General features: G+C 47.7%; 12 protein-coding genes. 1 reads left to right on the top strand and 11 read right to left on the bottom strand.

All coding sequences use genetic code 11. The annotated features are described in order from the left end of the window. The first annotated feature begins 105 nt into the window (after window positions 1-105). On the top strand, window positions 106-1,101 hold the full coding sequence (locus tag AC0THY_RS18630) for an aldo/keto reductase (protein WP_489992076.1): 996 nt from the start codon (window positions 106-108) through the stop codon (window positions 1,099-1,101). On the opposite strand, the gene AC0THY_RS18635 is transcribed toward AC0THY_RS18630, so the two are convergent. From AC0THY_RS18635 to AC0THY_RS18685, 11 genes are all read right to left on the bottom strand, one after another. Continuing rightward, complete coding sequence (locus AC0THY_RS18635) at window positions 1,087-1,455, bottom strand: CPBP family intramembrane glutamic endopeptidase (protein ID WP_489992077.1); 369 nt, start codon at window positions 1,453-1,455, stop codon at window positions 1,087-1,089. The two genes, AC0THY_RS18630 and AC0THY_RS18635, sit on opposite strands and share 15 nt — an antisense overlap. Beyond that, on the bottom strand, window positions 1,373-1,576 hold the full coding sequence (locus tag AC0THY_RS18640) for a hypothetical protein (protein ID WP_489992078.1): 204 nt from the start codon (window positions 1,574-1,576) through the stop codon (window positions 1,373-1,375). Before AC0THY_RS18640 ends, AC0THY_RS18635 begins: the two co-directional genes overlap by 83 nt. Window positions 1,577-1,593: 17 nt before the next feature. Beyond that, window positions 1,594-2,790 (bottom strand): acyl-CoA reductase, encoded by a 1,197-nt coding sequence (locus tag AC0THY_RS18645; protein ID WP_489992079.1) that lies wholly within the window; start codon window positions 2,788-2,790, stop codon window positions 1,594-1,596. Further along, window positions 2,771-3,922, bottom strand: a complete 1,152-nt coding sequence (locus AC0THY_RS18650; RefSeq protein WP_489992080.1) for a LuxE/PaaK family acyltransferase — start codon at window positions 3,920-3,922, stop codon at window positions 2,771-2,773. The genes AC0THY_RS18645 and AC0THY_RS18650 overlap by 20 nt, the downstream gene beginning before the upstream one ends. Window positions 3,923-4,126: 204 nt before the next feature. After that, window positions 4,127-5,293 carry a serine hydrolase gene (locus tag AC0THY_RS18655; protein WP_489992081.1) on the bottom strand — a complete coding sequence of 389 codons (1,167 nt, stop codon included), beginning with the start codon at window positions 5,291-5,293 and terminating at the stop codon, window positions 4,127-4,129. After that, the gene (locus AC0THY_RS18660; protein ID WP_489992082.1) at window positions 5,290-6,312 is read right to left on the bottom strand and encodes an N-acetylmuramoyl-L-alanine amidase family protein; all 1,023 of its coding nucleotides are present in this window, start codon (window positions 6,310-6,312) and stop codon (window positions 5,290-5,292) included. Before AC0THY_RS18660 ends, AC0THY_RS18655 begins: the two co-directional genes overlap by 4 nt. Before the next feature lie 14 nt (window positions 6,313-6,326). Further along, entirely contained in the window at window positions 6,327-11,639 is a 5,313-nt protein-coding gene (locus AC0THY_RS18665; RefSeq protein ID WP_489992083.1) for a leucine-rich repeat protein, read from the bottom strand. A 22-nt stretch (window positions 11,640-11,661) separates the two neighbouring features. After that, window positions 11,662-12,678 (bottom strand): InlB B-repeat-containing protein, encoded by a 1,017-nt coding sequence (locus tag AC0THY_RS18670; RefSeq protein ID WP_489992084.1) that lies wholly within the window; start codon window positions 12,676-12,678, stop codon window positions 11,662-11,664. Window positions 12,679-12,732: 54 nt separating this feature from the next. Then, window positions 12,733-14,787, bottom strand: a complete 2,055-nt coding sequence (locus AC0THY_RS18675; protein WP_489992085.1) for a protein kinase domain-containing protein — start codon at window positions 14,785-14,787, stop codon at window positions 12,733-12,735. A gap of 329 nt (window positions 14,788-15,116) precedes the next feature. Further along, entirely contained in the window at window positions 15,117-16,157 is a 1,041-nt protein-coding gene (locus AC0THY_RS18680; RefSeq protein WP_489992086.1) for a serine/threonine protein kinase, read from the bottom strand. Between the two features lie 29 nt (window positions 16,158-16,186). After that, the gene (locus AC0THY_RS18685; RefSeq protein ID WP_489992087.1) at window positions 16,187-18,841 is read right to left on the bottom strand and encodes a leucine-rich repeat domain-containing protein; all 2,655 of its coding nucleotides are present in this window, start codon (window positions 18,839-18,841) and stop codon (window positions 16,187-16,189) included. Window positions 18,842-18,853: the final 12 nt, after the last annotated feature.

Raw genomic sequence — 18,853 nt, forward strand, 5'->3', positions numbered from 1 at the left:
TACTTTTAAACAAAAATTTACAATTAGACCTTTCATAATCTTATATCCTAAAGTATACTATAGCTGACAGACTTTGTAAAGAATAAGCATTCAGGAGGACCAGCTATGTATACTGCATCACCAACCCGCTACCAATCCATGAAATACTTCCGCTGCGGCGACAGCGGCCTTCGTCTCCCTGCGGTTTCGTTGGGTTTCTGGCACAATTTTGGAGACACCGCCTCTTATGAAAATATGAAGCAGCTCTGTTTCACAGCCTTTGACAACGGAATCACCCATTTTGACCTGGCAAATAACTACGGTCCCGCCCCGGGCAGCGCCGAAAAGAATCTGGGGCTTATCCTCAGAGAACATCTGCACGTCTACCGGGACGAACTGGTGATCAGCACAAAGGCGGGATATGATATGTGGGAGGGTCCCTACGGAAACTGGGGAAGCCGGAAGTATCTGCTGGCAAGCCTGGATCAGAGCCTGCAGCGGATGGGGCTTGAATATGTGGATATTTTCTACCACCACCGCATGGACCCGGAGACGCCTCTTTGGGAGACCATGGGGGCCTTATCCCAGGCTGTCGCCAGCGGAAAGGCGCTCTACGCGGGCCTCTCCAACTATGACGGGGAAACCTTAAATAAGGCTGCATCCATCCTGCAGGATCTGCACTGCCCATTCATTATCAATCAAAACCGTTACTCCATTTTTGACCGGACCATAGAGCAAAATGGTTTAAAGGATGCATCCGCGGCGCTCAGAAAGGGTATTATCGCCTTCAGTCCACTGGCCCAGGGGATGCTCACGGACCGCTACTTACACGGGATTCCACAGGACAGCCGTGTAAAAACAGACGGGCGGTTTTTAAAGGAGGCTGCCCTGACCGGGGAGCGCTTATCCCAGATTGCAAAGCTGAATGAACTTGCTGCCCGGCGGGGGCAGACCTTGGCTGAGATGGCCCTCAGTTGGGTTCTCAGGGATGGAATTGTGACAAGCGTGCTGATCGGCGCTTCCAAACCATCGCAGATTCTTGACAATATCGGCGCCATAGAGAACACCCGTTTTACGTCGGAAGAACTGAATTTGATCGATACTATATCACTGGCGCTGTGAGCTGTGAAACTGCCTGGACAGCAAAAAGCTTCCAAACATCCCCCCATTGATCACCAGGGAGATCAGAACATCCTGGATATGGATTATGTTATTCTGTACAACATCCGCTGAGTAGATGCCTGTGATTACAGGAATCAGATTATTATTCATAAAATGCAGAAATACCGGCACCCATATATTTTCAGTCTTCATATAAGCATATGCAAAGAAGATCCCAAGTGAAACGCAGGTAATCAACTGTGCCAGGATACTGAGTCCCCAGGTGTCGGGGCTATAATAAAAAAGGTTCAATGGGAGCTGCCAGTATCGCTGCGATCGCTCCCGCTGCTGGGTAGAACGTCTGCCCAGTGGCAAAAACGCTGACCTCCCCACCTACTCTGTAGACAGCGTACAGGAGAATACCCATTCCATAAGTTAGCGCAAAGGTAGTAATGAAAAACATTCCCAGTTTCCCGAATTTCTTTGTTTCACTCATTTCTTCTCCCCCTTTTGTCAAGGCAATTCTTCTATTCCAGTCATCTCCACCAGCCGCACATACCGGGCAAGTGCATAACATCCATCGTGTGTCTTTCTCAGTGCATGTTCCGACATCCGGGAAATCTCACAGATATTGGTCAGCCCTGCCCTGGCAAAAATGTGGGCCAGTTCCCTGCCAAAGGGATAGACACCCGCGGTCTGCAGGTGAAGCCGGTTCTCCCACAGATTCTCAACAATCTTTTCCTGTGGCAGTGGTTTTATCCACACATTTCCAAAGAGTCCGGACAGCTCCAGCTTCCCGTCCTTTTTGCAGCACACGCTGCTCCTTGTGTTCTGGCAGACCTCTTCCCGTCCGTCTCTGTTTTCCAGTTTTCTCGTCAACGCTTCTAAGGTCAGCTTGCCCTGCAGATAATCCGGCAATGGATACTCTGCCTCCATCTCCTCCAAAATCCCGGCAAATCTCCTGGCAAAGGCGGATACCTCTGTCTCATCCTCTGTGTCTAAATAAATTCCCTGACAGGAATTGCACAGAAGCTGATTGGTGGACAGTATATGGCGTGCAAGGGCCTGCAGGGGTTCGTCCGGAATATTCAGCTTTTGAATATAAGCAAAGCTGAGTTTGTGCCCCCACTCAATGATCTCAGTATTTACGGGTGCATATCTGCGTACCTGGCTTACCGCCTCGTCAGACCCCCAGAGTATGATGGCATTTGCCAGATCCATCAGTTTTCTCATTCCTTCTAAGTCCTGGGAGGGCAGGTCGAAAATGTAAATATAGTCCCTTAAAACAGGCTGATATTCCATCAGCTTTTCCAGAAGGAACCTGGATAAGCCATGATCTTCTGAGGGAAGCTTTAGAAGATTGATATTCCCGGTCAAAAGCCCTTCCAGGACGCTGTAGGCCGGAAGTGCATCCATGTTTCCCGCAGAAATATGAAACAGCACTCCCTTTGGGCAGACCAGCACATCCTTTTCCCCGTACAGGGGAGCAAGCTCCCGCTCCAGCCGCTTTTTCAGTTCCCAGGTTCCGAATTTTCCCAGGTAACCCCAGATGGTTTCCTGGTCCATATTTTTTAAAAGAGGGGCCAGCTCCCCAGCCAGCCCTCCTGTCAGAAATTCCGCAGCGATCTGTTCACAGGCAGCGAACACCATCTCAGGGGTAATGGGATTTTCAGACAGCGTTTTCGCAATTTTATTCTTGTCCGGTATCATAGTGGCCTCCATTCTGCATGTACTCCTGGGCGCCGCTTGAGCAGGTTTTTACATCCTGTACCCCCACCCGCCCCAGTATTTCCAGATAATCGCTCTTTAACCCGCATCCGCACTCTTCTGCCGGATGGATACACCCCAAATCATCGGTGAGAATACTCATGATAGGGATATTGAAATGAAGTGGAGTGATCAGGTTGATCAACCCTGTCTTCCCCCTTTCCAGGGGTTGTAAAGTCCTCACATCGCGAATCAGCACCTTTGCGTAATCCGGGATGTGGAAATGGTGATTTGGACAGGTACAGTAAAGGACCGGATGCTCCGCTGCCCCGAAAAATTCATGTACCTGATCTTTTTGTATTCCAAGAGTCCTTTCCGCCATAAGACAGAGACGCTCCTTGGAAATCTCCCGGGCCTGAAACTGTTTCCATCCTCCTCCCAGCAGGATCTTGGAGCCTCTGGGAAGCCTGCAGGAAATCCCTCTCTTCTGCATGATATCAAGCATGAAATACAGGTAGGACGGAAATCCAATGATCCGGACAGGACATCTCTGGTTTTGAAGCTTCTCCATTCTCTGAATCAGGGCGTCCAGGTCCAGGTGATAGCTCCCCTTGCGGTAACGCAGGGCATAGGTGTGGGATATGGGGAAGGCAAACAGCGAGGACAAATACGCCGTTTTTGATATTACCATCTTGTTGGCCCGCACCGGCTGATACCCCAGCATGATGTAATGGGTGGGCCTGGCTGAAACCAGCTTGTGCCGCAGTCCCATGTTGATGGACATGATCCCGCAGAGGAAGATTTCTGTAAAGGAATACCGGACCCTGCTGACTTTTCCACTTGTACCGGATGAGGTCACCTCAATCACCCTGGGATAGGGGACAGAGACAGTATCGCCATTTCGTTTCAGATAAGCGGTTGGAATGGCCGGTATCCTCTCCAGATCTTTGACGGAATGGATCTGTTCGGGGGAGAAGCCGTAAAGACGGCAGATTTCCCGGTACTCTCCGGAGTGTTCCACAAAATCGCTGCAGGTCTCTCTCATGGCCTTCCAAAAATACCCCTCATTTCTGTCTCCGCCCTGATATGGGGATTTGATGCAGAATAATTTTCTCAGATAGGTGTTATGTCCCATAGGAACCCTCCTGTTCTGTTGCATATTATTGTGTTTATCTGTAACGACACAATAGGTCTGTACATTAACTGCACAGACCTAAAAAATGTGTGAATTTTTGCACGTAAATCAGAAAATACTGAACAGTTACGTACATTTTGTCATACTATCCATCTTATTACTATTAAAAAACGCAGAAAACTAAATACAACAGAAAAAAATTAGTTAATGAATATATTCGTACACTTCTGCCGATATCTCCCGAATCCTCTCCCTGGCATCGCTGTTATTTCCCTTCAGATGGTCGGCCAGCACACAGAGAATATAGTCGTTTTTCTCACCAAACACAATAGCCACATCATTTTCTATACACCCCAGCCCATAACCTTCCGGCATCTCTCCTGTTTTATTTGCCCACCCTGCCTGCTTTGGCAGACCAGCCGGTATCTTTTCTGTCTTTGTCTGATCTCTCAGCATATTCAGCATTTTTTCAGAGGCGGATGGACTGACACAAGTCCCCTGGTACATGGAGGCCAGCAGATTCCCACAATCTAAAGCTGAGGTATAGTTCTCATCTTCCGGTGCCTCCTCCATAAATTTTCTTCCCAGATGGGTCTGGCTATATCCATTTCTTAGGCAGTATTCATTGATTTTTTCCGCCCCTGCTTCAAAGGAACCCTGCCCCAGCCTCTCTACGAGTATATTTGCCGCATCATTGTCGCTGACCGTAATCATTTGGTAAAGCAGCTCTTTTAGCTCCCCCTCGTACTGTTCTTCTATTTGGATGGCATAGTCAGCCTCCGGTTCGCAAACCAGTTCATAGATAGCGGACATAATAAATAGTTTAATCACACTGGCCGACTGCATTTTTCGGTCAGCGCTGATACTGCATACAGCGCCGGAGCTCAGCTCCTGAATATAGACAGACCACTCCTCTCCGTTGGCTGTGGGCAGTTCCAGATAGCGGCTGCTTATCCTATCTTGTAATTCTGACAGAGACACCTGTATCTGATCTTCCGGGATTTGAGATGGGGTATCCTCCTCTGCATAGGTATCAGGCGTTTTTTCAAAGCTGTTTATCTGTGTCTCAAACACATCTTCTGTCTGAATTTGTTCTGATTGTCTATCCTTGTCTCTTTCACTCTCATCCGGTAAGCCCTCTGTCTTTGGGGGTTGGAGTTTTCCCGTTTTCTGCAAAGTCTCCCACCTGGACTGCAGGGTTTCCTGGCGCTGCTGCAAATTCTGGAGCTTCGTCTCCGCACGCTCTGTCCAAAAGAGTATCAGGATGAACCCTGCCATCAGCACACAGCCAAGCAGCAGAAGAAGGATCGCTTCTGAGCTCAGAATCCTGGTTTTTCTGCTTTCCCGAACACTCTCTAATCTCTCACTCATCTTGACTGCCCTTCAAAATACCGGTCAATTCCATTCGCAATTCCCTCAACCATCCGGGGCTGAAAAGACGGGTCCGTCATTGCCAGATCGTCATCCTCGTTTGTCATATAGCCCATTTCCAGAATCATCACAGGTATCTTGCTCCAATTAATGCCGGTCATATCATCGTGTTCCTGATTCCCTTCATTGCCAAACCCCGTTGCCTCACAGTATGCATCCAGAATACACGTGGCGAGACGGCAGGATTCCCCATAGAGATGTCCCACGTTAGGATTATCCGGTGTGGATGTCATCGTCAGTGCTCCGCCGACACTGGAATCATCAGCCCCGTTGGCATGAATCCGGACGTAGATCTCTCCTCCTTCTTCATATGCTTTAATGGCCCGTTTTGCATTGCTGATAGCCGTTTCATTGTCTGTTCTGGTCATAATGACCCGATATCCTCGGTTCTCCAATTCTGCCTGAAGGGCCAGAGAGATATCCAGATTCAACTGATATTCCGGCACCCCGGAAAATATTCCCTGGGTGCCTGTCGCTGACTTTGTCTTCATGACAGAAGAGCCCGGAGCATTTGCTTCCTCTTCACTCATATCTACTTCCCTGCCCTGGTGCCCCGGGTCAATGGCCACCACATGTGTTTCTGTTCCTGCATTCTGACGCTTTGTATTCCATTCTGTTTCTCCCGTCTCCTCCGGTTCTGTGGATCTGCCTTCCTTTTTCCGTCTTTGATCCAGAGTGTTCTCAATTATGCCTGGTTTTCGGGATTCTTCTATCTCCTCTGTTTCCGGATTCCCTTGCTCTTTTACAGCGGATTCCTGTGACCGCGTCTGGTCTTCCTGGTCCTTTATCTCCTTCTCCAGACGATTTAACTCACTTTCCAGGGATGCGATATTTTGTACCAGTTTATCATTTGTGTCTTTGATTGTGAAAAAGACTCCGGCGCAGGCCACAAGGGCAGCCGCTATGCATAATATCCCTATAACAATAAACACTTTATTTTTGTCAGTTGGTTCTCTCATTCCATTCATTACTCCTATCGGAACTGTTTTACTTTCGAGTAGCTTCCGTACATCTTCTTTCCGGATACACTCCGGTATGCCCGGATTTTACAGTAACCCTTTTTCCCCTTTTTTATGGAGAAGGTTTTGACCGATGCTTTGGCCCCTTTGACACTGACTCTTTTTTTCGTCCCCCGGAATTTTTTGCTGGTGCTGTAAAGTATCTCATATCCGCTTGCCCCTTTGACTGGTTTCCACTTTATCCTGACTTTTGAAAGCCCTTTCTTTTTCAGTTTAATGCCAGTCGGTACCTTGGGTACAGGTGTGACGCCTGCTGTCTTGGAATAACCACTGTAATAAACTTTTCCTCCTGATTTCTTATAGGCACGTAAGCGGAAATAAAATTTTTTCCCCGGTGTAAGCTTCTCTGCCTTACAGGACGTTTTATCCCCTGTAAGTGTGTTAAGCAGAGCATAATCCTTTGTTTTAGACCTGCTGTACTCCAACTGATAACCGTCTGCACCGCTGACCCGGTTCCATTTTAATGAAACTTCATTATATCCCGCACTGACTGCTTTCAGCGCCGGTACCGCGAGGCTGGGGACAGGAGACGGGGCCGGCCTGGAAGGTTCGGACGGCTTACCTGGCTTCACTGGTTTGTCCGGCTGTGCCGGGGCCTTCTCAAATTCCGCATAAATTGTGTGGGGATAGCGGATATCTGTAAAGGAATACCTTCCCACTGCTCCAATGCTCTCCCCATCTACCAGCACGTCTTTAATCTGATATCCTTTATCAGGGGTCACAATATACTCCTGAAAGCTGCCATTCAGATAAGCTGCGGTTCCCTCCTGCGAGATACTCCCCCCATTTCCCGCCTTAGCCGTAATCTCCGCATAGTAATGCTGTTCACCGTCTACCTGAAGTGTGGATCGCTCTCCGCTCAACGCGATATCTCCCTGATTCAGACACAGGCTTACCTCCTCGCCCTGGCTCACGCCGTCCATTTCCAGAGAGCGGTTATCCTGATCTGAGGAGGAAGTCAGATTAATGATGTATCTCTCCCCCTGGTCCGCCTCCACACTGATATCTGCCAGCTCTGCATCGTCGTCCAGTTCAAAAGTAATTTCATCCGATGTCGTGCGGACCTCAGCCCCCAGATTCACATTGGCCACGTCCGCCTGAAATTCACTTACCGATTCATCTGTGTTCTTAACGGTGTATCTGGCCTTGGGAAGATATATGAGGCAATCCTCCTGGTCTAAGGAATCCTCCTCAAACGTCATTCCCACCGGCTCAACCAGTAAAATATCCTGGCTTTCTGTGATCAGTTCCCCATCCTCAAGGCTTGCCACCTTCTCCCCTTCTTCATCATAAATCTCTGCATTTTTCGTGTTCAGGTAGAGCATATTTATGTTTTCCAGTACGCCCCGGTTAGTCCACACACGGTAGTAAGTGTCATAGGTTACATAAGAGATTCTGTCGACTGGATATAGGTCATTGATTAAATATCCAGGGTCTGTGTACGATCCCGCCTGATTTTTGCGGACGGTTATATATCTGGTTTTTCCGGGACGGTTGCAGTCATACACATAGATGCGTCCTGTAACGCTGTCTATCTCCTCAAAATTATAGCCGAGAACCGCATGGCCCTTATCTTGGAAATATACACCTATGCTAACCGGCTTCTGTGTGATTCCCACCTTGCTGACCTCCCTGCATAGACTGTCCAGATTATTTAGAGAAGCGCTATCTTCCCTGGAGATCGCACCGGTATACTGAGAAATCTGCATGAGTTCAATCATTGACGTGACATCCATATTTAATGCAGGGCTTCTGTCCTTTACCTTTAGCTGCGACACCTTACGGGCGTTTCGAAACAGATCCGGTGAAAGGCCGTTGTTCGAAGTTGCCAGCATGGATGAAGTGGTACTCATCCCAAAGCAGCTTCCTCCCCATTTCCCATTTCTTTCGTAATATCGGGAAGCCAGGGAAGAGGTGCCGAACATCTGCTGATATCTGGCTAGGGGTATTCTGTAATAATCAGGATATTGAAATGCCCTCTGACTGTTTGAAAAAGAATAAGTCAGGGTATCCAGCTCATATACATCCTGCTGCTTCTGTATCCAGGAGGCGTAGAGGGTCTGATCCGCCAGCAGATCCACCCTGGAAGCGGAAGTGATTCTGTTGCCCCCTGATTTTGCGTCATACCAGCCTGCAAAATCATATCCCTCTCTCACCGGCTCGGGAAGCGACCCATAAGTATCTCCGTTCCTGACCTGTTTAGATGTGATCCCGGCTCTGCCTCCATTGGGATCAAATTTCACCTGATACGACAGCCCTTCCCAGCGGGCGTACAGCGTCTGCCCGGAAGCCGCCCCAACCAAGTGGCTTGAAAGCACTCTGGTCCCCCCTGTCCTTGAAGTATACCACCCGGCAAATCGGTAGCCCTCCCTCACGGCTGAGGGCAGTGTGCCATAGGGCTTTCCGTATACAACCTTCTTGCTCCCGGTCTCAGCCTTTCCCCCATTGGCGTCAAAAATGACTTCATAGATTTCTTTTGCTTCGGTCCAATGGGCATACAACCGTTCTGGCGCGTCTTCAATAGCCGGGGCAATGGTCTCCGCCGTGATCTCATTTCCCCCTTCCCTCTGGGTCCACCAGCCGTCAAAGATATAATAGTCCCTGACCGGAGTCGGCAAAGTGCCAAATGGCTCCCCCTCAAACCAGGATATGCCTTCCTCACTAGTCCACCCGCCGTTTGCACTCAGCCACGTCACATAGCTGTTTCTGTGAATCCAGTGCGCATACAGGACGTCTGTCTTTGCTGCCTCTCCTTCCTTCACCTGCTCTCCGTCTGTCTCCTGAGTAAACCAGCCCTTAAAGGTATAGCCGGTTCTGGACGGTACGGGCAAAAGCCCCAGGCCGCTTTCCTCCTGTACAAACAGATAATCCTTCTCCAACCCGCCGGGCAAAAGTCCGCCGGCTGCATCCAGGACAATCCGATTTCCCTGAGTATTCCACCTGCCATATACTGTGGTCGTCTCCAGGAAGATTGTTCTTTCCGTAATCCTGACTCCGCCGTCAGGCTGCGTATACCAGCCTGCAAAGCTCTCTGCGTTCTTAGTTGGCTCAGGCAGTCTGCCTATGCTGCTCCCCACTGTGAGTACCCGCTCTGCCTCCGGCATCGCGCTCTCACCGGCCTCAAAGTAAAGTGTTCCCTCCTGCGTATCCAGAAGCCGGAAAAGATGAGAACTTTTAGCGTATTCATGGGCCGGGCTGTCCTTATAACAGTTGATTAGGATCTGATCCCGGACCGCGCGGTCCTCAAAGACTTCTGCAGCTCCCGGAATCGTCAGCTCCTCCAGCAGGATACTGTCATCATTGAAGCAGTTGAGCCCGATTTTCTTTACCTGCTCCGGAACAACAAAGCTGGTCTCTCCGGATGCGTAGAATAAGTCTATGCACGTTCCACGCTCACTGTATATGGCAAAATCATCCGCCGAGTATTTGGGATTTCCGGAAGAAACCTCCACCTTGTTGAGGGAAGTGCATCCGTAAAACAGGGTTTTGGGGAAATTGTCTACTGTATCAGAAAGAACCACTCTCCTCAGCGACTCATCCCCCTTCAGCAGCCCTACTCTGGTCACTCCGGAGGGAATCTCTATCTCTTCCAGATATCTGCAGTCGGAAAATGCATCTCCGATTTCCCGCAAAGTGTCCGGAAGGCTGACATTCCGTATTCTGGTACCTGAAAAACCCACTTTGGGGTATGTATCCTGATTTGCGTCAAGCCCCCAGCCGTTGTCCAGGCTTGTGATTCCCTCCTCTGCGATCAGGCTTTTCGCCAGGCTGCCTGCATCCCCTAACGCAGGGGTAGATGTAACTCTTCCGGTTCCGGAAAGGCGCAGGACGCCCTCCCCGGAATCCAGCAGCCATTCTACGCCCGGACCGCAGGTTCCCTGGAATACTTCTCCCTGCGTCCACTTTGCAAAGAGCTGACAGTCTTCCTGCTTTACCATACTTCCCTGTGTAATGAGCGTTCCGTCTTCCTCATACCAGCCCGCAAACGTCCAGCCCTCCTTTTCAGGTTCCGGCAGTTCTCCATAAGGACCTCCCGGCCAGACTGTGATATCGGCCTGGGATACACTGCCCTCCCGGGCATCCAGGGAAACCGTGATGCCTCCCTCTTCCTCCAGAAGGCTGAATGGGATTCCCTTTTCCTCAGCGTACCGGTGCGCAGCACTTCCCTCAAAGCATTTGATCTTCGGTTTTTTCCTGCTTGAAAATGCAGTGTCCGATATCTGAAACACGCTTCTCGGTATGGTTACGCTTGTCAGATTCGTATGCGTAAATGCGTCATACTCGATTTCCAATACCCCGGATTCCAGCACCACCTCAAGCCCTGTCTCCGAAGAGGCTTTTCCGGAAAAACAATTAGAAGGGATCGTGGTCACACTCCCCGGTATAACCACTTTGCTTAAGCCGGAGGAATAAAAAGCCTCTCTTTCCAATGCCCTCACTTCAGGCCCAAGCCGGAATTCCCCTGTTCCTGACGGGAATGCGCAGATCAGTGTGCTTCCAGCCAGGTCTGTCTGATACAGTCCCTTTTTATCTGAGAACAGGCTCTCATTGTCTTCATGTACGGAAACTTGCTTTAGATTTAGACATTCATAGAATGTTCCGCTGCCTATCTTTTTAAGAGTAGAGGGCAGGAAAATGTTCTCAAGTCCGGTGCACCCGTAAAAGGTCTGCCCTATGTCTTCAATGCCTTCCGGAATCTCCATATTCTTCAGTGATGTGCAATTTCTAAATTCATTCCCTTTCATTTTCCTTAAACTGCCCGGCAGGCTCACCGTAGCCAGGGAACTGCAGTCTGAAAATGCACTGTACCCCAGAATTTCGACCCCTTCCGGAAGGGTAACGGCTTCCAGTGCCTCGCACTGGCTGAATGCAAAGTCCCCGATTTCAAAAACCGTATCGGAAATACGCACACTTTTCAGGTGATCCATGGCGTAAAACGCACATTTGCCAATGGCGGTAATTCCGGACTCAATCACAATCTCTGTCACTGTGCCGGAGAAGTCCTTCCATATGGACCCGTTTACCACATCCGAATCACTGATCTTTCCCTTGCCGCTGATGATCAGGACCTGGCCGCTGCCCGCATCCTCAATATTCCAAAACACATCCTCCCCGCAGGTTCCGGAGAATGCAGACCCCTTTGCATCCCTTTCTTCTTGCGTACTTTCTTTCGCCTGTACCGGCCCCAGATGTACCATACCACTCATACACAGGGCAAGCACTAACATCCATATGATTGCGTTTTTATCCCGCTTTTTTCTTGTCATAACCGTCCTCACTCCGCATTTGCTAAACAGCAGATACCTTTTTCTTCTTTATATTGCTCCATTTTCCATACACCCTTTTTCCGGAGTACGGATCTTTCTTGTAAGCACGCATCCTTATATAATAAGTTTTCCCGATCTTCATACGCATAAGTACAAAATCGTTGGCCCAGCTTGTTTTTGCTTTTGCTGTTTTCGCGTTTCTCATATTCCGTTTTGAACAGTAAGCAACCTGATAACCGTCTGCAAAACGCTGATTTTTTATTTTGGATATGACATTCAATACCCTGTGTCCTGATACTGTGACTTTTTTAATGCTTGGAACAGGAAGTTTCCTCCAATGGGCGTAATATGTTGCGTTTGAGACACACCGGGTCGATGCTGTGACTTCTGAACCTCCTTTCGGTGAGGTATACCAGCCGTCAAAGACATAATATGAACGCGTTGCTGCTGGCAGTGTGCCGATGGCGTTATTATGGGTGATTGTTTTGGCTGCGGTTGATACTTTGCCGCCATTTGCGTTAAAAGCCACTCTGTGTTGTACGCTGCTGCTTCCTCCGGGATTTGTCCCGGTTCCGCTTCCGCCAGGGTTTTCTCCGCCACTGCCAGGATCTGCAGGCTTTACAGGTTCGGAAGGCTTTACGGGATCTGGCGCTTTAACAACCTCTATGATCCAATATCGGTCAGCTACTTCAGGGGTATAATATCCCTCCATCCATGTCCCCAGATAATAATAGCCGGGATGATATATTTGATATATTATCTGGCAATGGATTGTGACTGTTCCAGGTTCCAAACCAGTAACATAACAATACCTTCCATTTCCCGTATAACTTATATACTTACTGGCTTCTGCTTTTGCATACCATAGCCTTGAGGTAGTATTCGAATAACTGCTTGAGTCATACAATTGAATCTGGCTTCCCACCTTCACCGTATAGTTTGCGGCATTAACCTGTTTTCCAAAAGAAAGCGCCAACAAAAATGTCAGTTGCAATGCAAATAAAAATAAATACTTTTTCCAGCTTCTCTTTTTTCTCATTATTTTCCCTCCATATCATACTGTTTCAGCATATGCGCTTTATATTTAACAATTTTATTGATCCAGCTTATAACCGCCGCTCTCCATGGAAAACTCCTTTTCCCTGAGCAATTCAGAATTCTTCTTCTCGTATTTGTTCAGCAGGCTGCCGCAATTGTTGTCAAACTCATCCGGATCAATGGTACCGAGATACCAGTCCTTGCTGTTGAAATACGTTTGAAGCTCCCTGGACTTGAATTTCCTCCCATGCCGGGCAAAGATTTCGTTTTTCGCATAATTGATTTCCTTGATGGAAAGCCCTTTTATATCACTTTTGTCCAAATATTCCGAATCACTGTTTGGCAGAATATAATCCTGGGAAAGCAAATCCTTTTCCGTCTCTTCCTCTTTTTTCTTCATCTCCTCCTTTTCATCTGTGACCAAGGTTCCCTCTGACCAAGTCTGTTTGGAACTTTCCCCATCTTTATCGTAGTAGATTCCGTCCCCGTCCTTTTCCCCGTTTTTCCAATATCCCTCGTAGCGCTCTCCTGTTACATAGTACATGGTTCCATCGCCGTCCAAATCTCCATTCCAACTTCCCTCAAAGCGGTTCCCATTTGAAAACTCAATTTTTGTCACCTCTGTAACCAAACCGTTTACAGAAATCCCAACTACTTTCGTTCCATCACTTCCCGTATATACTCCCTTTCCGTGTGGAAACCCATTAGAGAATTCACCTTCATAGGTACGCCCGTCTTTATATTTGCAAATCCCCTCACCCTGTATAGTTCCATTTTGACGAATGCCAGTATACTCATTCCCTTCCTCATCCGTCCAGCTTTCTACTTCCGGCTTTTTTTCGCCCTCCGTTTGCTGTATATATTCTGTCTCCGTCTGTTGCCTGTATTCTGTTTCTACAAAAGTCTCCAGGCCTCCTTTTGAATCTGCACCATCATGCAGCAAGCTGCCCCCATCCGCGAGAACATTCTCCGGCTCAATGCTCTCACTTTTGGATTTTCCGCCATTATAAGCTGCCACCCCAATGAACAGAACAAACACTGCGGCCGCTCCTGCCACTATCTTTTTATTTTTCAGAAGTTTCTGCAACAACGTTTGCTCACAAGGTGGAACGGGGCCGGGAATCGGCGTGGGTCCCGGGGCCGGTCCGGGAGGTGCCACATACATCTCCTTCTTGAGTTCTGTTACTGTCTGCTGGCGGTCTTTTTGATAGACCTCCAGGCCCTTCATCAAAGTGTCTTCTCTGGCCTTTCCCATATTTATGCCATATTCAGACGGCCGCTTGAGCTTTTCCCCGGCAACCCTGTCCAAAGATTCCGCAGGCACTTCCCCGGTTACCGCCCTGTAAATGGTGGCACACAATCCATAGATATCCGTCCATGGCCCCTGCTTTCCGTGGCTGCGGTACTGCTCCTCCGGCGCATACCCCGGCTTCAGCACCACGGAGAGGGAACGCTCCCCCTCTGCCAAAAAGTCTCTGGCGGCTCCAAAATCCAAAAGCTTTACCTTACCCCTATCGTCAATCATGATATTGTCCGGACTGATATCCCGGTGGATGAGTCCTTCTCTATGTACCACTTCAAGAGATTCCATAACCGGTTTCATCATAGCCAAAACCGTCTCCACGTCCATCCGGCCCCCGGACTCCGTCAAAACCTCTTTCAGAGTCTTTCCTTCAATAAACTCCATAACAATGTAGGCTGTCCTGTTCTCCTGAAAATAATCTTTCACAGAGACAATCCCCGGCAGTCCCCAGAACTTCCCCAAACGTTTGGCCTCGTCCACAAACTTATCCCGGCCCCGTTGGAAAAATTCCGGATTCTGTCCTGACAAGAGTGTTACGCTTCTGGACGCATCCCTGACCACAAACCCGTTGGGATAGTACTCCTTGATCGCAAGCTTGACCTCCAGATTTAGATCCCACCCCAGGTAGGTGATGCCGAATCCTCCCTCGCCCAGCACCTTACCTGCCAGGTATTTTCCGTTTAATATAGTTCTAAGGGGTAGGTGGTGGGGGGCCGGCTCATATTTATTTTCGTCAAATCCACAGTGCGGACACGGGCCGTTCCCCTTCTTCTCCTGCATGCAGCCCATACATAAGTTAATGTTCATCTTCTCCGTTCTCCTTCTTTCATGGGTATCTACCAGGTTATTTCACAGGTGGCTGATAAGATATGTGACCAAAGTCCCCAATGGCCAAGTCTCATTGAAGCTTTCTCCGTCTTCATCATAGTAGATTCTGTGCCTTTCCCCGTTTTTCCAATATCCCTCGTAGCGCTCTCCGCTGCGTAGTACATGATTCCATCGCCGCTCAAATCTTCATTTCAACTTTCCTCTAAGCAATTCTCATTAAAAAATCAATTTTCGTGACCTCTGTAACTCACTCTTTGATTTCCCGTTGTTATGAGCTTCCGCAACAATGAGCAGGACAATCACTACGGTCACTCCTGCCAATATCTTTTGTTTTTCAGAAGTTTATGCAACAAAGTTTGTTCGCAAGGTGAGGCCGGTTCCGGACTGGGCGGTGTATCCATATACATCTCCTTCATGAGTTCTGTTACTGTCTGTTGGCGGTTTTTTTGATAGACCTCCAGGCCCTTCATCAAAGTGTCTTCTCTGGCCTTTCCCATATTTATGCCATATTCAGACGGCCGCTTGAGCTTTTCCCCGGCAACCCTGTCCAAAGATTCCGCAGGCACTTCCCCGGTTACCGCCCTGTAAATGGTGGCACACAGTCCATAGATGTCCGTCCATGGCCCCTGCTTTCCGTGGCTGCGGTACTGCTCCTCCGGCGCATAAGGTTTGACCGCCACGGAATAGGGATGCTCCACATCCTTCCACAAGTCTCTGGCGGCTCCAAAATCCAAGAGCTTTGCCTTACCCTTATCGTCAACCATGATATTGTCCGGATTGATATCCCGGTGGATGAGTCCTTCTCTATGTACCACTTCAAGAGATTCCATAACCGGTTTCATCATAGCCAAAACCGTCTCCACGTCCATCCGGCCCCCGGACTCCGTCAAAACCTCTTTCAGAGTCTTTCTTTCAATAAACTCCATGACAATGTAGGCTGTCCTGTTCTCCTGAAAATAATCTTTCACAGAGACAATCCCCGGCAGTCCCCAGAACTTCCCCAAACGTTTGGCCTCGTCCACAAACTTATCCCGGCCCCGTTGGAAAAATTCCGGATTCTGTCCTGACAAGAGCGTTACGCTTCTGGACGCATTCCTGACCACAAACCCATTGGGATAGTACTCCTTGATCGCAAGCTTTACCTCCAGTTTTAGATCCCATCCCAGGTAGGTAATACCGAATCCTCCCTCGCCCAGCACCTTACCTGCCAGGTATTTTCCGTTTAATATAGTTCTGAGGGGTAGGTGGTGTGGGGCCGGCTCATATTTATTTTCGTCAAATCCACAGTGCGGACATGGACCATTCCCCTTTTTCTCCCGCATGCAGCCCATACATAAGTTAATGTTCATCTTCTCCGTTCTCCTTCTTTCATGGATATCTACCAGTATATACTGCAAGTAGCTGATAAGGTATCCAGGGGTGATTTATCGGTGATTTCATTATCAGCCAAAGTCAAATATGTTAAATTTTCCAGGTTAGATAATGCGCTTATATCATTTATTTTGTTTTCACTCAATTTCAGCTCTTTTAAATTTTCCAAGTTTGATAACACGCTTATATCATTTATTCCGTTTTCACTCAAATCTAATATTGTTAAATTTTCTAGGTTGGATAGCGCACTTACATCATTTATTTCGTTTTCACTCAATTCCAGCTCTATTAAGTTTTCCAAGTTTGATAGCACGCTTATATCATTTATTCCATTTTCACTCAAATACAGCTCAGTTAAATTTTCTAGGTTGGATAGCGCATTTATATCATTTATTCCGCTTTTTCTCAAATACAGCTCATTTAAATTTTCTAGGCTGGATAGCGCACTTATATCATCTATTTCGTTTAGATCCAAATTCAGCTTTTTTAAATTTTTTAAATTGGATAGCACACTTATATCATTTATTTCGTTTGCACCCAAATCTAATATTGTTAAATTTTTCAGATTGGAGAGCGCACTTATATCATTTATTTTATTCAGACTTAAATATAGTTCTGTTAAATTTTCTAGATTAGATAGGACGCTTATATCATCTATTTTTCCTACCAGCTCGCATTTCAGCGTTGTTAAATTTTCTAATTTGGATAGTGCACTTATATCAATTATTTTGCTTGTACCCCCACCCTGCAAACTTAAATATGTTAAATTTTCTAATTTGGATAGTGCACTTATATCATTTATTGTATGTGCATACAAAGACAGCTTTGTTAAATTTTCTAGATTGGATAACACACTCCAATTGCTAGGGAAGCTATCTATTTCTATACTCAGTTCCGTTAGATTTGTTAAGTTTGCAAGAATTTCAATATTATTAATACTATTACCAATCAACATAAGACTACTCAAATGTGGTAAATTTGCCAATACACTTATATCATTAATTTCATTATAAGATAAATCCAATTTAGTTAAATTAGGTATGTTTGACAGAAAGCTTATATCGCTAATCTTATTACCTCCCAAACCTAAAGCATCTATACTTGGTATATTTGACAATACTTTTATAAGTTCGCTTATATCAACAATTTCATTGCGCCCCAAATCCAGAGTAGCTAAATTTGATAGACTGGTTAGCGCACTTATGGTATCAATTTCGTTCCAGCACAAATTCAAATCTGTTAAACCTGTTAAACTTGCCAATGCACTTACATCGCTAATAGCATTGTTGCTTAAATTTAGATTTGTTACATTTGTCAAACTTGCCAACGCACTTACATCGCTAATATAATTATTGCTCAAATCCACTATTTTCGCATTCCTTAATTGGGGGAGCCATGGTGTAATATCAGTAATTCCACGATCACTTAATGAAATTACTGTTTCACCATCTTCATTCCTAGTTACCAATGGTTCCTCAATGTGATTCCCCTTATTTCCAAGACCTATTAACAGACAGAGCACTACTACCGCAACACCTGCCCCAATCCACCATTTTCGGTTCCCTCTTTTCTTTTTTTGAGCTGCCTTCTCTACCCCGGGCATATCTTCCACACCACAGGTTTTCCAATAAAAGGATCCTTCTCCCCGCTCTGGTTCTAACTTTTCTATCTCTTCCTTCTCTTCTTCCCCTATCTCCCCCCCATTCCTGTAAAACCCTTCCATCAACTCCTCTGTCGTCTGCACCCTGTCTCTCTGATACAGCGCCAGCCCTTTCATCAGTATATCCTCCCGCCTGCTGCCTATCTGTATGCCAAGTTCATAAGGCTTTTTCAGCTCCTCCCCCGCTGTCCGGTCCAGGGATTCGATCGGCACCTCCCCGGTGACTGCCCGATAGATCGTTGCACAAAGTCCATACACATCTGTCCACGGCCCCTGTTTTCCATGGCTGCGGTACTGTTCCTCCGGCGCATAGCCTGGTTTCAGCACTACGGAGAGGGAGCGCTCCCCCTCTGCTATATAATCCCTGGCTGCCCCGAAGTCCAGAAGCTTTACATTCCCCTCAGGAGTAACCATGATATTATCCGGGCTGATATCCCGGTGGATCAGTCCCGCCGCATGTACCTCCTGCAGGGATCTCATCATAGGCTCCATCATGGCAAATACTGTATCAGGCTCCATCCTCCCCGTATCCGCTTCCTTTAAAAGTTGTTTGAGCGTTTTTCCCTCCACGAACTCCATGACAATGTAGGCTGTCCTGTTCTCCTGAAAATAGTCTTTCACAGAGACGATCCCCGGCAGGCCCCAAAACTTTGCCAGGCGCTTGGCCTCGTCCACAAACTTATCCAGCCCTTTCCGGAAGAATTCCGTCCTCTGCCCGGACAGCAGCGTTACACTTCTCGCCTTATCTCTGCCCACAAAGCCGTTGGGAAAATACTCCTTGACCGCCAGCTTCATTTCCAGGTTTAGGTCCCACCCCAGATAGGTGATGCCGAATCCCCCCTCCCCCAGTACCTTGCCGATCAGATATTTCCCATTCAGCACGGTTCCGGGGGGAAGCTGATGGAGCGAAGCTTCGTAGACACTCTCGTCAAAGCCACAGTACTTACATGCTCCTTTTTCTGTTTTTTCACGCATGCAGCCCATGCAAAGATTGATGTTCATACCTTCTCCTCC

This window comes from Ruminococcus sp. 8Y-12, assembly GCF_058119865.1.

What these genes read in the sequence shown, in the direction of transcription:
- AC0THY_RS18655 (WP_489992081.1), bottom strand. Translation starts at nt 5,293, where the DNA reads ATGAGTGAGAGATTAGAGAGTGTTCGGGAAAGCAGAAAAACCAGGATT.
- AC0THY_RS18675 (WP_489992085.1), bottom strand. Translation starts at nt 14,787, where the DNA reads ATGAACATTAACTTATGTATGGGCTGCATGCAGGAGAAGAAGGGGAAC.
- AC0THY_RS18685 (WP_489992087.1), bottom strand. Translation starts at nt 18,841, where the DNA reads ATGAACATCAATCTTTGCATGGGCTGCATGCGTGAAAAAACAGAAAAA.
- AC0THY_RS18645 (WP_489992079.1), bottom strand. Translation starts at nt 2,790, where the DNA reads ATGATACCGGACAAGAATAAAATTGCGAAAACGCTGTCTGAAAATCCC.
- AC0THY_RS18660 (WP_489992082.1), bottom strand. Translation starts at nt 6,312, where the DNA reads ATGAGAGAACCAACTGACAAAAATAAAGTGTTTATTGTTATAGGGATA.
- AC0THY_RS18670 (WP_489992084.1), bottom strand. Translation starts at nt 12,678, where the DNA reads ATGAGAAAAAAGAGAAGCTGGAAAAAGTATTTATTTTTATTTGCATTG.
- AC0THY_RS18630 (WP_489992076.1), top strand. Translation starts at nt 106, where the DNA reads ATGTATACTGCATCACCAACCCGCTACCAATCCATGAAATACTTCCGC.
- AC0THY_RS18680 (WP_489992086.1), bottom strand. Translation starts at nt 16,157, where the DNA reads ATGAACATTAACTTATGTATGGGCTGCATGCGGGAGAAAAAGGGGAAT.
- AC0THY_RS18650 (WP_489992080.1), bottom strand. Translation starts at nt 3,922, where the DNA reads ATGGGACATAACACCTATCTGAGAAAATTATTCTGCATCAAATCCCCA.
- AC0THY_RS18665 (WP_489992083.1), bottom strand. Translation starts at nt 11,639, where the DNA reads ATGACAAGAAAAAAGCGGGATAAAAACGCAATCATATGGATGTTAGTG.
- AC0THY_RS18640 (WP_489992078.1), bottom strand. Translation starts at nt 1,576, where the DNA reads ATGAGTGAAACAAAGAAATTCGGGAAACTGGGAATGTTTTTCATTACT.